This window comes from Ruegeria sp. C5 (assembly GCF_056537605.1).
In genome coordinates this window covers 1,032,430-1,047,186 of sequence record NZ_JBQFRX010000001.1, presented here as the reverse complement: position 1 = coordinate 1,047,186, position 14,757 = coordinate 1,032,430, and the positions used below count along the sequence as shown (strand labels likewise).

The following is a 14,757-nucleotide window of genomic DNA, read 5'->3' as shown; positions in this document are numbered from 1 at the left end:
CCTCGTCCCTATCCTTCGATCCTGTAGTGATCGATAAAGTCTCGGTCCGGCTCGACACCCAATCCGGGGCCAGTCGGGATCATGACTCGGCCGTTGTTGGCCTTGACCTGATTTTGAATTTCCAGCGGTTCGGTCAGCAGATCGTCCCGAAACTTGTTGTCCGTTGTGTCGAACTCCAGCATCGGCTCCCATGGATGCAAGCCGCCTGGAATTGCGGGCATGGCCGCTAGTAAATGCAAATTAGTTGCGACGGCGATGGCGCTACCCCAGACGTGATTTACGACCGGAGTGAAATGTGCGTGGCATAGAGACAGTACCCTGAGATACTCTGAAACACCGCCCAAAGCACAAACCTCTGGCTGCGCGATATCGATGCCACGGTTTTCAAGAAGATTGCGCCATGCCCAGCGATTGAATACCGCCTCTCCGCCCGAGATGTTTACTTTAAGCGAAGTGCGCAGTTCGCGGTATCCGTCAATGTCTTCTGGCGCGACCGGTTCTTCGAACCAATATGCGTCCAGTTCTTCCAGCGCCCGACCGACAAAGAACGCGTCTGAAGTCGTATAGGCATGGTTTGCATCGACCATAAAAGGAAAGTCGTCACCAACTCCGCGTCGAACTGCTTCGCACAGTTTCACATCAGGCTTCGGGCCAAAGCCCGTTTTCATTTTGGTGGCGGTAAATCCCATTGCCTTGATCTTTGCGGCTTCATCCTCAAAACGGCTTGCAAGACTAGAAATCGGTTCATCCCGCAGCATCATGCCGTAGCCGTAGCAAGGAACGCTTGCGCGATGAGCCCCGCCGACAAGCTTATGGAGGGGGAGGCCAGAGATTTTGCCGGTGATGTCCCAAAGTGCGATGTCCACCCCGGACAAAGCCTGTATTGGCATTCCGCTTTGGCCATGGTCTCGCAAAAGATTGTACACCTTGTGCCAGATCACGTCTTTGTCCAAAGGGTCCATGCCAAGGACCATTGGTTGGATTACCTTTTCCACGATGGATTTGTTCGCAATGGCTACGTTTCCGGGACCAAAGCACTCTCCCCAACCGGTTACCCCTTCATCTGTCTGAATCTCGACCAGATGGGTTGTACGCTTGTCATAATACTGTTGCGAGTAGCCCAGAACTTCCGGCATGTCGTACTGCAGTACATGACTTATTATTCTGGTGATTTTCATGAAGTTCTGGATCCCGGCGCCGATCCGGAGAGGCCGCAAGTGCGGCCTTTCCGTGTGTCGTAGTTCGATCGAAGCCTGATTATTGCATTGCGCCCAGGTCACGCAGGAAGTTGATGTGGCTTTCCAAAAGTGCCTGTGCTTCAGGTGTCGTTGCGAACTCAGTCCAACCGACCTGAACGGCCGCGCGATACGCTGCCAGGTCTTCAGGCGACCATTCGTACAACTGAACGCCTTTTGCTTTCAGGTCTTTTGCAGTCTGAGCGTTCTGCACCTCATTGATTGTGGCATTGTGCAATGCCAGGCTATCCATTGCGACTTCCATGATCTTCTTGTGATGCGCGGGCATCGCTTCCCAGACGTCTTTGCGACAAGCTAGGTGATCTGCAGGCATCGAGTGGAAACCGGGATAGTTTGTGTGGCCTGCGATCTCGTACAGACCGAGGCCCACGTTGTTCGTCAGGTTCGCAGCATCCGCACCATCAATGATACCGGTTTCCAAAGCCGTGAAGATTTCGTTGAAGTCCATCACGATCGGAGAAGCACCAAGTTCCGCGAACACCTTGGTTGCAAGGCCTGGAGGCGAGCGGAACTTCCAATCCTTGAAGTCTTCCACTTTTGCAATCGGCTTGGTCGAAGACAGCGACTCTGGCCCGGGAATCCACCATCCGATGAATTCCATGTCGTAGCCGTTGTATAGATCATTTACAGCTTCTCTTCCGCCGCCATGAAGAAGCCAAGCCATTTGCTGATATGGGTTCTGATATCCGCCGAGCAGGTCGCCCGCAAACTGGAAGGCCGGGTTTTTACCGGTCTGATAGCCGCCGCCCGTCATGTCGCAATCCAGAATTCCAGTAGCTGCGGCATCGAAGGTTTCAACTGATTTGACCACCGAAGAGGAATAGAACATTTCAACTTCGATTTCGCCGTTCGACATTTCCTGAATGTCTTCAACGAATTTTGCAGCCATTTGGCCTGACAGAGTTTCGGGTGAAAAATGGGTTTGAATTCTAAGCTTCGTTGTTTCAGCCATCGCGAAACCGGCTGCCATTGTCGTGGCTACGGCCGCCAGGGCCGCTGTCTTGACTATTTTCATATTGTCCTCCCAGACGTTGAGCGTGCGCGGTGTGGAAGATCTTGCCGCCTCCTTTGCTGTCGCGCAGGTAAACGTTAAGCCGACGAATCGAATGCAACAAGAAAAAATTGAAATTTCTAAAAATTTCGAGATTCTTGCGATAATTCGAAAATAAGGTTAGGACGCTACTTGGACCAAACTTGAAGGTGCATACTGGAATGAACGACGAAATAGATATTTATCAAGATCTTAAGATGCGCCTGATCTCTAATGGATTCGAGCATGGAGCGAAGGTGCGGGCTGAAGAACTTCGTAAAGTGTATGGCTGTTCTGCGAGCGCCGTTCGTGAAGTCCTTTTTCGTTTGGCCGCTGTTGGTTTGGTGGACTTTCAGGAACAAAAAGGTTTCCGCGTGCCAATGCGTTCGCCGCAGAAGCTTATCGAATTGACGCACGTCCGTGTTCTGTTGGAGGCCGAAGGCACCGCAATGTCGATCCGTAATGGCGGGGTGGATTGGGAAGCAAGATTGACGGCCGCACATCACAAACTCAGCCATATCGAAAAACGCATTCACGCCACAGACGACCCGAGCGGCCTTATCGAGATATGGTTTGCCTCGGAAAAGGAATTTCACCAAACACTTATTTCTGCCTGTGGCTCGGAAACCTTAAAACAAATGCATAGCCGAGTTTACGCGCAATTCAGACAGCAGTTGATGGTGGCAGACCGGAACTTTGAATTCATTTCTCAGAACATAAGACACCATGCCGATATACTTGAAGCAGCATTGTCAGGGGATGAGCAGTTAACACGAGAGAAAATACACGATCATCTGGAACGCCACCTAACTGGAAAGACGATGGGCGACTAAAGCCGAAAATCGTCTTCCAAATACACGCGAATGATTTCGTCGAAGCTTGATTCCGCCTCGAACCCCAACTCCTGAGCGCGATCTGTTTGAAAGTCTCGTGGCCAATTCTTGACTATTCGTTCGATTGTCTCGTCGGGTTCTTGCCTGATTAGGCCAACCGCTTCTTGGCCGGCCACTTTGCGCAGAGCTTCGATTTGTTCGGCGACGGTGCAGCTTACGCCAGGCATGTTCAATGCGCGTCGTTCATTCAAAAGCTGCGTGTCCATTGTTGCTGCGTGAGTCAAAAAAGTCGCAGCGGCGCGGGGGCTGGCGTGCCAGTGACGAACAGTTCCGGCAACTGGCAAGACAGCCTCATCCCCATTCAATGGCTCTCGGATTATACCTGAAAAGAAGGACGAAGCGGCAGCGTTGGCTTTGCCCGGGCGCACACACAAAGTGGGCAAGCGCAAGGAAATACCGTCGATATATCCTTTCCTGCTGAAATCCGTGATCATCAATTCAGCCGCCGCTTTCTGCGCTCCGTAACTGGTCAAAGGTGCCGAGAGGAACTCATCGCTTATCTTTTCGGGGAATGGTGACCCGAAAACCGCTATGGATGAGGCAAAAACCAGACGAGGTGTGTACTCGCTTTCTGAAGCTTCGTGTTCATCCTTAAGTGCGTTCAGCAGTGCCCACGTTGCCATAAGGTTTACATCCCAACCCAACGCAAAGTCTGTTTCGGCTTGGCCTGAAACGATAGCTGCAAGATGGAAAATGACGTCTGGTCGCTGCTTAGCAAAAGACTTAGCTATGCCTGACGCAGTCAAGTTCCCCACAATTTGATTACCTGCCGCACTGTCGGGCGGGAACGAGAGATCGAACAGTGAGACTTGGGCATCCGCTCCAAAGGTTTCTTGGGTCGACACGCGATGGGCCAGTTTCTGGCCCAGCATTCCTCCACCGCCTATGACAAGGATCCGCGTCACAGCAGTCCGTTCCGTTTTTTGAGTTCTAGATACAAAGCCGAATGATCCAGTTCGGCCCCATCCATTTCGTCTATCAGATATTCGAAACGGTCGCGCACAGATCGGGTGCTAGGTAGCTCAACGCCAAGGCTTCGCGCTTCCTCCAGCGTATTGTCCAAATCCTTTAGTTGAAACTTAGACAAACCCCCGGGTGTAAAATTTCCATCAGACATGCGTTCGCCATGTTGTTGCAAGATAATACTATCCGCAAAGCCCCCCTTTAGTGCGGCCCTCAACGCGGTGGGGTCCGCACCGCCTTGCTGAGCCAGTAGAGTCGCCTCGGCGACTGCCGATATTGTTACAGCGACAATTGTTTGATTGGCCAATTTGCACAATTGACCAGAACCACTTGGGCCAACATGTACAGGCCGGCCCATTGCTGTCAGAACTGGTCGCACGCGCTCCATAATGTCCTGATCGCCACCGACCATGATCGCAAGGGTGCCAGCTTCGGCACCTTTGGTGCCACCGGAAACCGGGGCGTCCAGATGCAGCACCCCCATCGAGGAAAGCTGCGCGGATTGCTCTCTTGCGTGTTCGGGTTTGGCGCTCGACATATCAATCCAGATCATCCCCGGTTTGAGTTGCTCGCGGAAAGCCTCGTCAACAAGTAGCGCGCCGGTCGCGTATCCATCCGAGAGCATGGTTATTATTACGTCTGCACCCGAAACCGCCAGCGGGGCAGTTTCCACCAATGTCGCGCCTTCTGCTGTCAACGGTTTTGCCTTTTTCAAGCTGCGGTTCCATACAGTGAGCGGAAACTCGGCGCGCAAAATATTTCGCGCCATAGGAGCTCCCATCAGGCCGGTTCCCAACAGAGCCACTTTGAACTGCTTGCTCATCATCTACTGTCCTTCCGAAGGTGCGCCACGCATGGTTATGGCCAAACCAAAATCTCTGTCATACGCTAACGTCTCTGTGCCCACATGCCAGAAGTCGTTGCAAATCCGCCAAGGTTTCTTTGCTTCTCGGTTGATCTGTGGGACGAAGTAACACTTGTCCAGTCGCCACTTTTGAGGTCGGAATATTTATATGTCAGAAAGACTTAAGGGAAAAAGCGTCCTGGTCACAGCCGCCGCACAGGGGATCGGACTTGCAAGCGCAATTGCAATGGCAAGAGAGGGTGCAAAGGTCTATGCGACGGATATTAACCCTGAACAACTAAATTTGATTCGCGGTCAGAATCTCGAAAATCTCGAAATTTTCGAGATGGATGTTACGAATAATGACAGCATTCATCATGGGGTCGCGCGAGCGAAGCCGGACGTTTTGTTCAACTGCGCAGGGTTCGTGCATCACGGAACTATTCTGGATGCAACCGATGAAGAGTGGGATTTTGCCATGGACCTTAATGTGCGCTCAATGGTGCGCACGACAAAGGCTGTATTGCCGGGAATGCTAGAGCGCGGAGGAGGCTCGATAATCAATATGTCTTCCGCGCTGGGTTCCATAATCGGTGCGCCAAATCGTTTTGTATATGGAACGACAAAAGCCGCTGTTGTTGGGCTGACGAAATCGGTAGCCGTGGACTTCATAACAAAAGGAATCCGGTGCAATTGCATTTGTCCGGGAACAGTCGACAGTCCCAGTTGGCGTGACCGCGTAGATGCGTTGGGCGAGCAACTGGGCAGCAGAGAAGACGCCCTTGCACAATTTGTGGCGCGTCAGCCTATGGGGCGTGTAGCGAAAGCAGAAGAGATTGCTGCATTGGTCGTCTATCTGGCGAGCGATGAAAGTGCATTCACCACAGGACACACGCACATAATTGACGGGGGTTGGTCAGGCCAATGACAAAAGTATCAAAAAACGATTTGCGATCTCGCAAGTGGTTCATGAATTCTGAGAACCTTGAGATGACGGCATTGTATCTGGAAAGATACCTGAATTACGGATTGACCCGTGAGGAACTGCAATCAGGCAAACCGATCATTGGCATTGCTCAGACCGGCAGTGATTTGAGCCCCTGTAATCGGCATCATATCGAATTGTCCAAACGTGTTCGCGATGGAATCATCGCCGCCGGGGGAACGTGCATCGAAATACCGGTCCACCCGATACAAGAGACAGGTAAGCGGCCAACGGCGTCACTCGACCGCAACCTGGCTTATCTGTCCTTGGTTGAGAGTCTATTCGGGTATCCGATTGACGGCGTTGTTCTGAACATTGGTTGCGACAAGACCACGCCCGCGCTTCTTATGGCCGCTGCGACCGTCAACATCCCAGCGATCGCCCTGTCGGTCGGTCCCATGCTCAACGGCTGGTGGAAAGGTGAGCGCGCCGGATCGGGAACGGTTATTTGGAAAGCGCGCGAAGACCTTGCGGCTGACGAAATCGACACCGATGAGTTCATGGAAATCGCAGCCGCCGCAGCACCTTCGGTGGGTTATTGCAATACGATGGGAACAGCAACGACCATGAATTCGCTTGCTGAGGCCTTGGGTATGCAATTGCCCGGATCAGCAGCCATTCCAGCCCCGTATAGAGAGCGCGGTCAAATCAGTTATGAAACGGGTAAACGCATTGTGGACATGGTCTGGGAGGATCTACGCCCCAGCGATGTGATGACACGTCAGGCTTTTGAGAATGCGATTGTTATCAACTCTGCGATTGGTGGATCGACGAATGCGCCGATCCACCTGAATGCAATCGCTCGGCATCTTGGTGTTCCGTTGACCAACGATGACTGGCAGAAACTTGGCCACGACGTTCCACTGTTGGTTAACATGCAGCCTGCGGGTGAGTATCTGGGCGAAGATTACCAACAGGCCGGAGGTGTACCCGCCGTTGTCGGAGAGCTTCTTCATGCTGGATTGCTGCCGCATCCCAATGCGATAACGGTGAACGGCAAGACAATGGGCGACAATTGCTCGGCACGCCGGTCTCAGAATAGCGACGTAATCAAGCCCGTCAGTAACCCGGTTAAGCAACAGGCGGGGTTCATCAATCTCTCAGGCAACCTGTTCGAGAGTGCGATTATGAAAACATCTGTGATCTCACAGGCATTTCGAGAGACCTACCTGTCGAACCCGGATGATCCGGATGCATTTGAGGGCAGGGCGGTTGTGTTTGATGGGCCTGAGGACTTTCACCATCGGATTGATGATCCTGCAGAAAACATCGACGCAAACTGTATTCTGATTATGCGCGGAGCGGGACCAAAAGGATACCCTGGTGCTGCAGAGGTCGTGAACATGCGGTCGCCCTCATATTTGTTGAAACAGGGCATCGAAGCCCTTCCTTGCATCGGTGATGGACGGCAATCCGGTACATCAGGAAGTCCGTCTATCCTGAATGCCTCACCCGAAGCTGCAGAGGGTGGTGGATTGGCTTTGGTGCGAAATGGTGACCGACTGCGCATCGATCTTGGCAAAGGCACAGCAGATATGCTGGTTTCGCTCGAAGAACTGCATCAACGCGCCCGCGATCTGGAGGCAAAGGGTGGTTATTCAACCCCGCCCAACCAATCCCCGTGGCAGGAATTATTCCGCGAAAAAGTAGATCGGTTGGATCGCGGTATGACGCTCAAGGGTGCAGAAAACTACCGCGATATCGCGCGAGGCTTCATGCCACGCGATAACCACTAAAAGGAACAGAAATGAAACTTGTTCGTTACGGAGCCAAGGGCTCGGAAAAGCCAGCCCTGGTCGACTCTGAGGGTCAATTGCGGGATCTGTCCGCTCATATCAATGATATCACGGGGGATATGTTGGATGACGGAACGCTTGATAACCTGCGGTCATTGGATCCGAACAACCTGCCAATTGTAAAGGGTGACCCTCGTATCGCTCCGTGTGTCGGTGACATCGGCAAATTTCTTTGCATCGGTTTGAACTACTCGGACCATGCTGCAGAAACCGGCGCAGATATTCCCGAGCATCCGATACTTTTTTTCAAGGCGAACTCGGCTGTCATTGGTGCTTATGACGATGTTGTTATGCCGCGGGGGTCTACACATACCGACTGGGAATGCGAACTGGGGGTCGTCATTGGTAAGACAGCCAAATATGTTTCCAAGGCCGACGCACTCGAATATGTTGCGGGCTATTGCATTGTAAACGACGTGTCGGAAAGGCATTTTCAAACGCAACTGACAGGTCAATGGACCAAAGGAAAATCCTGCGACACTTTTGGCCCTACCGGCCCGTGGCTAGTGACCCGGGATGAGGTGCCGGATCCTCAGTGTCTTGGTATGTCTCTGGATGTAAACGGTCAGCGCATGCAAACCGGGAATACCGCCACGATGATCTTTTCCGTTGCCGAGATCATTGAGCATCTAAGCCAACTTTTTACACTGCACCCCGGTGACGTCATTTCAACTGGAACACCGCCTGGTGTTGGAATGGGAATCAAACCGGAACCAGTTTATCTGAAAAATGGCGACGTCATGGAGCTTCGTATCGATGGGCTTGGTGTTCAGCGGCAAAAGGTCGGCCAAGATGACTGACTTGTTGCAAATCGGAGGGATCACTGAACGGATGCGAGGACGCCTGTCTTCAGTGTTCAATATTCATCAATTGGACGATTTCAACGCGGAAAGTATTACGCATATCGTAACGAACGGGCATGATGGCGTTCCGCATGACCTAATGATTTCACTCAGTAATCTGAAGATGATCAGCGTCTATGGAGTCGGCTACGACGCCGTCGACGCTAATGCTGCGGCTGAGCGTGGGATTGTTGTGACGCACACGCCCAATGTGTTGAACAAAGAAGTCGCAACCACCGCCGTTCTGCTGTTGCTGTCATGTTATCGAGAGCTCATACGTGACGATGATTACGTCCGGTCCGGGCGATGGGAAGTTGAAGGTAATGCCCCTTTGACGCGATCAGCGGACAATCAAAAAATAGGCATTCTTGGTCTTGGTCGCATTGGTCAGGCGATTGTTGATAAGTTGGAGCCGTGGGCACCCGAAATCTCATATCACACCCGCAATCAAAAGGATGTCCCGTACCGATATTTCGACAATTTGGTTGAAATGGCAGAGCATGTGAACGTTCTCATATGCATCACGCCTGGCGGCCCGTCGACCAATAGGCTGGTCAACGCTGAGGTGTTGCGCGCGTTGGGGGCAGGCGGCACTCTGATAAACGTTAGTCGAGGTTCGGTTGTCGACGAAACTGCCTTAATTACTGCATTGCAAAATGGTGAGCTCGGGTGGGCAGGGCTTGATGTCTTCGAGGACGAACCGCGCGTTCCAAAAGCATTGCGCGAGTTGTCCAATGTCGTTCTGCTCCCTCACGCTGGTAGCGCGACTTTTGAGACGCGTGCAGCAATGGGTGACCTGACTGTCGACAATCTGCTGCAACACCATAAGGACGGATCGGTGATCACAGCTGTGCCGGAATGCAGAGATCTGTAATAGGCCAATCTGAAAAGTGTTTGAGTTTGCTGTCGCGGTTTTCTTTCTGCTGATTACGCCGGGCCCGGGTGTTCTAACAACTGCGGGTATCGGATCAGCATTTGGTTTTCGAGCTGGACTCGCCTTTGTGGCTGGTCTGATGCTGGGCGGGTTCATCAACATGATGTTAGTTGTCTCTGGAGTCGCTGCGGTTGCTTTGGCTGTACCGGTGCTTAGAACTTTGTTGCTATTCGCCTCTGTCGGGTATCTGGTATTTCTCGCCTGGCGTATTGCCAGCGCCGGCTCAAAGGTCGGATTTTCCCCTGCGGTTTCGCCGCTTGGTTTTGCGAACGGTCTGACACTTCAGTTCATCAATCCCAAGGCTTACGTGGTCGGCACAGCATTGTTTTCAGGGTTTGCCTTTTTGCCCGATGCGCCCGTTTGGGAGGTCGTCATAAAAATCGTAGTATTCAATATGATTTGGGTTCCAGTGCACATGATCTGGCTGGGTGCTGGCGCAAAGCTGGGTAGCCTTGATTTAAGCGAGAGATCGCATCAAAGGATCAATATTGCGATGGCCGCTTCATTAATGGTGGTTGTGGTGATTGCCTTGGGGTCGGCGCTATGAACGATATCTAAGTCGGTCTTACTTAGCAGGCGATTGGAAGCTGCAGATCAAAGTGACGCCGTTATTCCACCATCGACATAGAGAGTATGACCATTGACGAAACTGGATGCAGGGGAAGCAAGGAAAATGGCGGCGCCGACAAGTTCTTCTACATTGCCCCAGCGACCGGCCGGGGTACGTTTCTCAAGCCATGAGCTAAACTCTGGGTCGGCAACCAAGGCGGCGTTCAAAGGTGTATCGAAATATCCAGGCGCAATGGCATTGCAGTTTAGACCATACTTAGCCCAATCAGTTGCCATTCCTTTTGTAAGATTGGTCACGGCGCCTTTTGTCGCCGTGTAAGGCGCAATACCCGGTCTTGCTAATGCGGATTGAACCGACGCAATGTTAATGATCTTACCAGACTTTCTTTCAATCATGTGCCGTGCCACAGCCTGACCGACGTGAAAGACGGACGCTACATTTGTCTGTAGCAGGCGCTCGAAGGCATCAGCGGGGAAATCCTGTAACTCCGTCCTGTGTTGCATTCCGGCGTTGTTTATCAGGATGTCTATTGGGCCGACTTTTTCTTCAAAGTCGTCCACAGCAGATCGGACACCTTCATGATCGGTTGCATCGAACGAAAGTTCGCGTACCGAGGCGCCTGTTTCGCTCAGCTCGGATGCTGCTGCCGCTAGTTTAGTGGCATCGCGACCGTTCAAAACGACCTGCGCACCGGCGGCAGCCAAACCACGAGCCAACGCAAATCCAATGCCTTGGCTAGAGCCTGTTACGAGCGCGCGTGTTCCCTCTAGGCTAAACATTTCAAGCGTCATGCAAAAATCCCTTGGTTGTCAGCACCGACTATCCGTATCTTTTGGCAATCTGTATAGGGAGTCCGTGCAATGTCTTCGGCCAGTGTTGCTGTTGTTATCCATGCCGCAAAAGATCTGAGGTTGGAAAACCGGGATGTGCACGACGTGGGGCCAGACGAAGTCTTGATTGCGATGCGCGCGGGAGGGATTTGCGGCTCTGACCTGCATTATTATAACCACGGTGGTTTTGGCGCGATCAAGTTGCGTCAACCGATGGTGCTTGGACACGAAATCGCCGGGGAAATAGTGAGAGTTGGGTCAAGTGTGCAGGGGTTGTATTTAGGTCAACTGGTTGCAGTTTCTCCATCCCGGCCTTGCCAAGCCTGCATTTATTGTCTGAACGGGCAGCAAAACCACTGTCTTGATATGAAGTTCTATGGCAGCGCGATGCCGTTCCCGCATATCCAAGGCGCTTTTCAAAGCAAACTCGTAGCAAAAGCCAGTCAATGCGTTCCAGCAGATGGGTTAAGTCCTGCGCAGGCCGCTATGGCCGAACCTTTGGCGGTCTGTTTGCACGCGATTAAACAAGCCGGGAGCCTCTTAGGTAAAACGGTACTTATCACGGGATGCGGTCCAATCGGCTGCCTCACGATCTTGGCGGCGCGTCGTTCTGGGGCGGCCAGAATAGTGGCGACGGATATCTCGGACCAGACCCTCGCTCTGGCGCGTGAATGCGGGGCAGACGATGTCATCAACACCTACACCGATCCGCAAAAACTGGAGCAGTTTGAAAACGACAAGGGTCAGGTTGATGTACAACTGGAGTGTTCCGGGGCTCAATCGGCTCTGGCTTCTGGCGTCGCATGCTTGCGACCGGGTGGAACATTGGTTCAGCTTGGTCTGGGCGGAGATATGACTGTGCCGATGCAGGCGTTGACTGCAAAAGAGATAGTGCTTCGCGGGTCTTTCCGTTTCCATTCCGAGTTCTCAGTCGCGGTCGAGATGATGCGAAGCGGACTAATAAACGTCGACCAGTTGGTGACGCATTCCTTCGAAGTTGGTGAGGCCATCACTGCTTTCGAGGTCGCGTCTGATCGAACCCAATCAATGAAGGTGCAGTTAACGTTTCCAGAAAATGACGATGGATAGACGAATGAGTGATATTGCAAAGACTTATGAAAGAGACGGTTTCGTAGCTCCGCTGGATATCCTGACAGCTTCTGAGGTCCAAGCGCTGCGCAATGATTTTGAGAAAGCTGAGCGCATTCTCAGAGACGACCCAGATAAACTCAAGCTTCTATATTCTTATCCGGACAGGCTGATACCATCATTCGATGCACTACTTCGCCATCCGAAGCTGATTGAGGCTGCTTCAACGGTGTTAGGGCCGGACCTCATGGTTTGGAGCGGTGCACTTTTCGTAAAAGAAGCGCGATCATCGAAGATAGTCTCGTGGCACCAAGACTTGACCTATTGGGGATTGGATGATGCTGAAGAGGTTACCTGTTGGGTTGCGATTTCAGAAGCGTCTGAGCAAAGCGGGTGTATGAAGTTTGTTCCTGGCAGCCACAAAAGCCGTATCGTGCCTCACGTGGACACTTTCAGCGAAAACAATCTGTTATCACGTGGGCAGGAAATCGCAGTCGATGTGAACGAAAAAGATGCAGTTGCTGCCGAATTGCGTGCGGGGCAGGCATCCATGCATCACGGGCATCTCTTTCACGCATCCGGGCCCAATAACACAGACGATAGACGCATTGGTGCGGCGTTGCGTTTCATAAAGCCTTCAATGAAACAGCAGAATGGCGTGAAAACTTTGGTTGCGCTAGTCGCAGGGCGAGATGATTTTGGGCATTTCTTACTTGCGTCCTCCCCTCAGGGCTTTTTGCATGAGAACGATTTCGTTTTGTGTCAAAGGGATGCAGACCGCAAGAAACAAATACTCTTCGCCGGAGTGTAATGGTTCCCTTTGCGCACTCAGAACCATTGTTATTTCGACCCGATAGCCGACCTGAAGCGCAAAAACTGGTGGACTTACAAGTGTTATCATCGTCGCTCAGCTTTTCTTCCATCGGGCAAAAAGCTGAAGAGGTACTCTACGGCAAGCTCGAAATCAGACTATTCATCGCTAGCTCATAAGGCATTCTGTTTGGTCTTGTCAGAAGAACTTTGCTTAAGCGGGGTAGGGGTGTTGCATAGCTTTTGCCCATGACCAGACCTGCCTCTTTCAAATATTTCAAAACCAGCCCCGAGATCATCCTCCTGACCGTGATGCTGTACATCCGTTTCCCGCTCTTGCTTCGGAATGTCGAAGATTTGTTGCACGAGCGAGGCATCGACGTGAGTCACGAAACTGTCCGATATGGATGGAACAGGTTCGGTCCGATCTTCGCCTCTGAGATCAGACAAAAGCGGGTGCAACAACTGCGTGCATTCTCGAAATGGAAGTGGCAGGTGGACGAGGTTTTCGTGAAGGTGAATGGCAAGAAACATTACCTCTGGCGGGCCGTAGATCATGAGGGCGAAGTGCTGGAAGCAGTTGTCATCAAACGTCGAAACAAAGCTGCAGCATTGAAATTCCTCAAGAAATTGATGAAGCGATGCGGTAAAGCGGAAACCGTCGTCACGGATCGCTTCGCCGGATACAGAGTCGCGGTCAGAGAGCTGGGCACGCTCGAAAAACAACCGACGGGTAGGTGGCTCAACAACCGCGTCGAGAATTCGCACCTGCCGTATCAACGACGCGAGCGCGCGATGCAGGGTTTAAGGCGCATTCGAAGTTTAAAGAAATTCGCTTCTGAGCATTCCTCCGTATACAACCACTTTAATCAGGAAAGATCCCTCACCAGCCGAGCCTCCTTCAAGCTGACGCGAACCGCCGCTCTTGACGAGTAGCGTCAACTTTGTTCCGGATAGGTTCGCGGTTTCCGCGGCAAATTGAGACTGGTTAAAATTCGTCTGACAGCACTTGCATCCAAATCAATGGGTCCAGAGTCTAGCTGAGATTGGTTCATATTTGTTCTACTGCGTTATCTTTCCATGTTGGCCCACGTTTAGGGTTCCCTTCTCCTGCACCTCTGCGTACACGCCCATATCCATGTGGCCCAAGTGTTTCCGAATAAGGAACGGGATTTTCAGGTCTCGTTCGGCTGTTTGAGGGTTAACTTCGGTAGCGGCACATCTTTTTGTTCGCGAAATTATCTTTAGTTTCACATCGCCAAAGGCCAAGGTTGAGCCGACAGAGTCCAACTCGGAAAATGGAGGTGGTCCGTCCAATTCAATATTCGCACGAAACCTTGCCGGGTGTATTTCCACATTGAGCTCTCTACTAAGTGCATCAACAGACGCTAGGTTGAGAACGGAAATTGCGTTCATCATTTTTGGCGACACGACCGAAACGTCTGTGAATCGATGCGGATGGGAAGAGACAAACACTGGCGGTTCGGGGTCTCTTAAGTCGAGTGTGTTATTGAGGAAACTCGCCGCGTCCAATTGCCCGTTTGGCTCACTCATATCGAAGTGGAGAGTTTTCCTTCCGTGCTTAATTTCCAGCAATTGAGTTTGAGCGTCGAATTTGGTTTGCAGTCCAGCCAGTCTTGCTTCGTTCAAAAGCACAACAAAGCGGTCTTTTCTCAATGGTTTTGGATCTCGAGGGTCGAAACCGGAGTTGTAGCGGGCAAAGCCGAATAGGCGGTCACCAGGAATGCCGTCACCCGCTCGCAGGTTTATGGTGCTTAGTGGTTCCGGGCTCAAACCTTTGATTGGGTAGCGGTTCATCCGGACAATGGTGAGTTTACTCATAATTGGGGTCCTGGCTTGTCGAGATATCCGTGTGGTGAGGCTGGCTAGCGCCCTCCTAGCGATCCTACATTG

15 protein-coding genes are annotated in these 14,757 nt (G+C 52.0%); 9 read left to right on the top strand and 6 right to left on the bottom strand.

The window, feature by feature from the left end; genetic code table 11:
* Nucleotides 1-8 precede the first annotated feature (8 nt).
* Both ACR0AW_RS05310 and ACR0AW_RS05305 read right to left on the bottom strand, forming a co-directional pair.
* On the bottom strand, nucleotides 9-1,178 hold the full coding sequence (locus ACR0AW_RS05310) for a mandelate racemase/muconate lactonizing enzyme family protein (protein ID WP_170733456.1): 1,170 nt from the start codon (nucleotides 1,176-1,178) through the stop codon (nucleotides 9-11).
* A gap of 79 nt (nucleotides 1,179-1,257) precedes the next feature.
* The gene (locus ACR0AW_RS05305; RefSeq protein ID WP_170396175.1) at nucleotides 1,258-2,271 is read right to left on the bottom strand and encodes a TRAP transporter substrate-binding protein; all 1,014 of its coding nucleotides are present in this window, start codon (nucleotides 2,269-2,271) and stop codon (nucleotides 1,258-1,260) included.
* 197 nt (nucleotides 2,272-2,468) lie between these two features.
* On the opposite strand from ACR0AW_RS05305, the gene ACR0AW_RS05300 reads away from it, so the two are divergent.
* Nucleotides 2,469-3,119 (top strand): GntR family transcriptional regulator, encoded by a 651-nt coding sequence (locus tag ACR0AW_RS05300; protein ID WP_170396177.1) that lies wholly within the window; start codon nucleotides 2,469-2,471, stop codon nucleotides 3,117-3,119.
* Here the strand turns inward: ACR0AW_RS05300 and denD are convergent.
* Nucleotides 3,116-4,084: a D-erythronate dehydrogenase gene (gene denD / locus ACR0AW_RS05295; protein ID WP_170733455.1), complete on the bottom strand. Its 969-nt coding sequence runs from the start codon at nucleotides 4,082-4,084 to the stop codon at nucleotides 3,116-3,118. The genes ACR0AW_RS05300 and denD overlap by 4 nt on opposite strands.
* A complete protein-coding gene (locus tag ACR0AW_RS05290) occupies nucleotides 4,081-4,965 on the bottom strand; it encodes an NAD(P)-dependent oxidoreductase (protein ID WP_170733454.1) in 885 nt (294 codons plus the stop codon). The genes denD and ACR0AW_RS05290 overlap by 4 nt, the downstream gene beginning before the upstream one ends.
* Before the next feature lie 190 nt (nucleotides 4,966-5,155).
* Between ACR0AW_RS05290 and ACR0AW_RS05285 the strand changes: the two genes are divergently transcribed.
* Genes ACR0AW_RS05285 through ACR0AW_RS05265 form a run of 5 tightly spaced genes read left to right on the top strand, consistent with a single transcriptional unit; the run spans nucleotide 5,156 to nucleotide 10,090 of the window.
* The gene (locus ACR0AW_RS05285; RefSeq protein ID WP_170733453.1) at nucleotides 5,156-5,914 is read left to right on the top strand and encodes an SDR family oxidoreductase; all 759 of its coding nucleotides are present in this window, start codon (nucleotides 5,156-5,158) and stop codon (nucleotides 5,912-5,914) included.
* Nucleotides 5,911-7,707, top strand: coding sequence for an IlvD/Edd family dehydratase (locus ACR0AW_RS05280; protein ID WP_170733452.1), 1,797 nt, complete (start codon nucleotides 5,911-5,913; stop codon nucleotides 7,705-7,707). The genes ACR0AW_RS05285 and ACR0AW_RS05280 overlap by 4 nt, the downstream gene beginning before the upstream one ends.
* Nucleotides 7,708-7,718: 11 nt before the next feature.
* The gene (locus tag ACR0AW_RS05275) at nucleotides 7,719-8,567 is read left to right on the top strand and encodes a fumarylacetoacetate hydrolase family protein (RefSeq protein WP_170733451.1); all 849 of its coding nucleotides are present in this window, start codon (nucleotides 7,719-7,721) and stop codon (nucleotides 8,565-8,567) included.
* On the top strand, nucleotides 8,560-9,483 hold the full coding sequence (locus tag ACR0AW_RS05270; protein ID WP_170733450.1) for a 2-hydroxyacid dehydrogenase: 924 nt from the start codon (nucleotides 8,560-8,562) through the stop codon (nucleotides 9,481-9,483). The genes ACR0AW_RS05275 and ACR0AW_RS05270 overlap by 8 nt, the downstream gene beginning before the upstream one ends.
* 16 nt (nucleotides 9,484-9,499) lie before the next feature.
* On the top strand, nucleotides 9,500-10,090 hold the full coding sequence (locus ACR0AW_RS05265) for a LysE family transporter (RefSeq protein ID WP_170403474.1): 591 nt from the start codon (nucleotides 9,500-9,502) through the stop codon (nucleotides 10,088-10,090).
* 47 nt (nucleotides 10,091-10,137) lie between these two features.
* Here the strand turns inward: ACR0AW_RS05265 and ACR0AW_RS05260 are convergent, their stop codons facing one another.
* The gene (locus tag ACR0AW_RS05260; protein ID WP_170403472.1) at nucleotides 10,138-10,905 is read right to left on the bottom strand and encodes an SDR family oxidoreductase; all 768 of its coding nucleotides are present in this window, start codon (nucleotides 10,903-10,905) and stop codon (nucleotides 10,138-10,140) included.
* Between the two features lie 69 nt (nucleotides 10,906-10,974).
* Between ACR0AW_RS05260 and ACR0AW_RS05255 the strand changes: the two genes are divergently transcribed.
* From ACR0AW_RS05255 to ACR0AW_RS05245, 3 genes are all read left to right on the top strand, one after another.
* Complete coding sequence (locus ACR0AW_RS05255; RefSeq protein WP_170396195.1) at nucleotides 10,975-12,033, top strand: L-idonate 5-dehydrogenase; 1,059 nt, start codon at nucleotides 10,975-10,977, stop codon at nucleotides 12,031-12,033.
* A gap of 4 nt (nucleotides 12,034-12,037) precedes the next feature.
* Entirely contained in the window at nucleotides 12,038-12,844 is an 807-nt protein-coding gene (locus ACR0AW_RS05250; protein WP_480438716.1) for a phytanoyl-CoA dioxygenase family protein, read from the top strand.
* A 248-nt stretch (nucleotides 12,845-13,092) separates the two neighbouring features.
* Nucleotides 13,093-13,779 carry an IS6 family transposase gene (locus tag ACR0AW_RS05245; protein WP_170733448.1) on the top strand — a complete coding sequence of 229 codons (687 nt, stop codon included), beginning with the start codon at nucleotides 13,093-13,095 and terminating at the stop codon, nucleotides 13,777-13,779.
* 126 nt (nucleotides 13,780-13,905) lie between these two features.
* Here the strand turns inward: ACR0AW_RS05245 and ACR0AW_RS05240 are convergent, their stop codons facing one another.
* On the bottom strand, nucleotides 13,906-14,685 hold the full coding sequence (locus ACR0AW_RS05240) for an MOSC domain-containing protein (protein ID WP_170635300.1): 780 nt from the start codon (nucleotides 14,683-14,685) through the stop codon (nucleotides 13,906-13,908).
* Nucleotides 14,686-14,757 lie beyond the last annotated feature (72 nt).

Coding starts and splice junctions, on each gene's coding strand:
- ACR0AW_RS05310 (WP_170733456.1), bottom strand. CDS start 1,178: ATGAAAATCACCAGAATAATAAGTCATGTACTGCAGTACGACATGCCG.
- ACR0AW_RS05305 (WP_170396175.1), bottom strand. CDS start 2,271: ATGAAAATAGTCAAGACAGCGGCCCTGGCGGCCGTAGCCACGACAATG.
- ACR0AW_RS05300 (WP_170396177.1), top strand. CDS start 2,469: ATGAACGACGAAATAGATATTTATCAAGATCTTAAGATGCGCCTGATC.
- ACR0AW_RS05290 (WP_170733454.1), bottom strand. CDS start 4,965: ATGAGCAAGCAGTTCAAAGTGGCTCTGTTGGGAACCGGCCTGATGGGA.
- ACR0AW_RS05285 (WP_170733453.1), top strand. CDS start 5,156: ATGTCAGAAAGACTTAAGGGAAAAAGCGTCCTGGTCACAGCCGCCGCA.
- ACR0AW_RS05280 (WP_170733452.1), top strand. CDS start 5,911: ATGACAAAAGTATCAAAAAACGATTTGCGATCTCGCAAGTGGTTCATG.
- ACR0AW_RS05275 (WP_170733451.1), top strand. CDS start 7,719: ATGAAACTTGTTCGTTACGGAGCCAAGGGCTCGGAAAAGCCAGCCCTG.
- ACR0AW_RS05270 (WP_170733450.1), top strand. CDS start 8,560: ATGACTGACTTGTTGCAAATCGGAGGGATCACTGAACGGATGCGAGGA.
- ACR0AW_RS05260 (WP_170403472.1), bottom strand. CDS start 10,905: ATGACGCTTGAAATGTTTAGCCTAGAGGGAACACGCGCGCTCGTAACA.
- ACR0AW_RS05255 (WP_170396195.1), top strand. CDS start 10,975: ATGTCTTCGGCCAGTGTTGCTGTTGTTATCCATGCCGCAAAAGATCTG.
- ACR0AW_RS05250 (WP_480438716.1), top strand. CDS start 12,038: ATGAGTGATATTGCAAAGACTTATGAAAGAGACGGTTTCGTAGCTCCG.
- ACR0AW_RS05245 (WP_170733448.1), top strand. CDS start 13,093: ATGACCAGACCTGCCTCTTTCAAATATTTCAAAACCAGCCCCGAGATC.
- ACR0AW_RS05240 (WP_170635300.1), bottom strand. CDS start 14,685: ATGAGTAAACTCACCATTGTCCGGATGAACCGCTACCCAATCAAAGGT.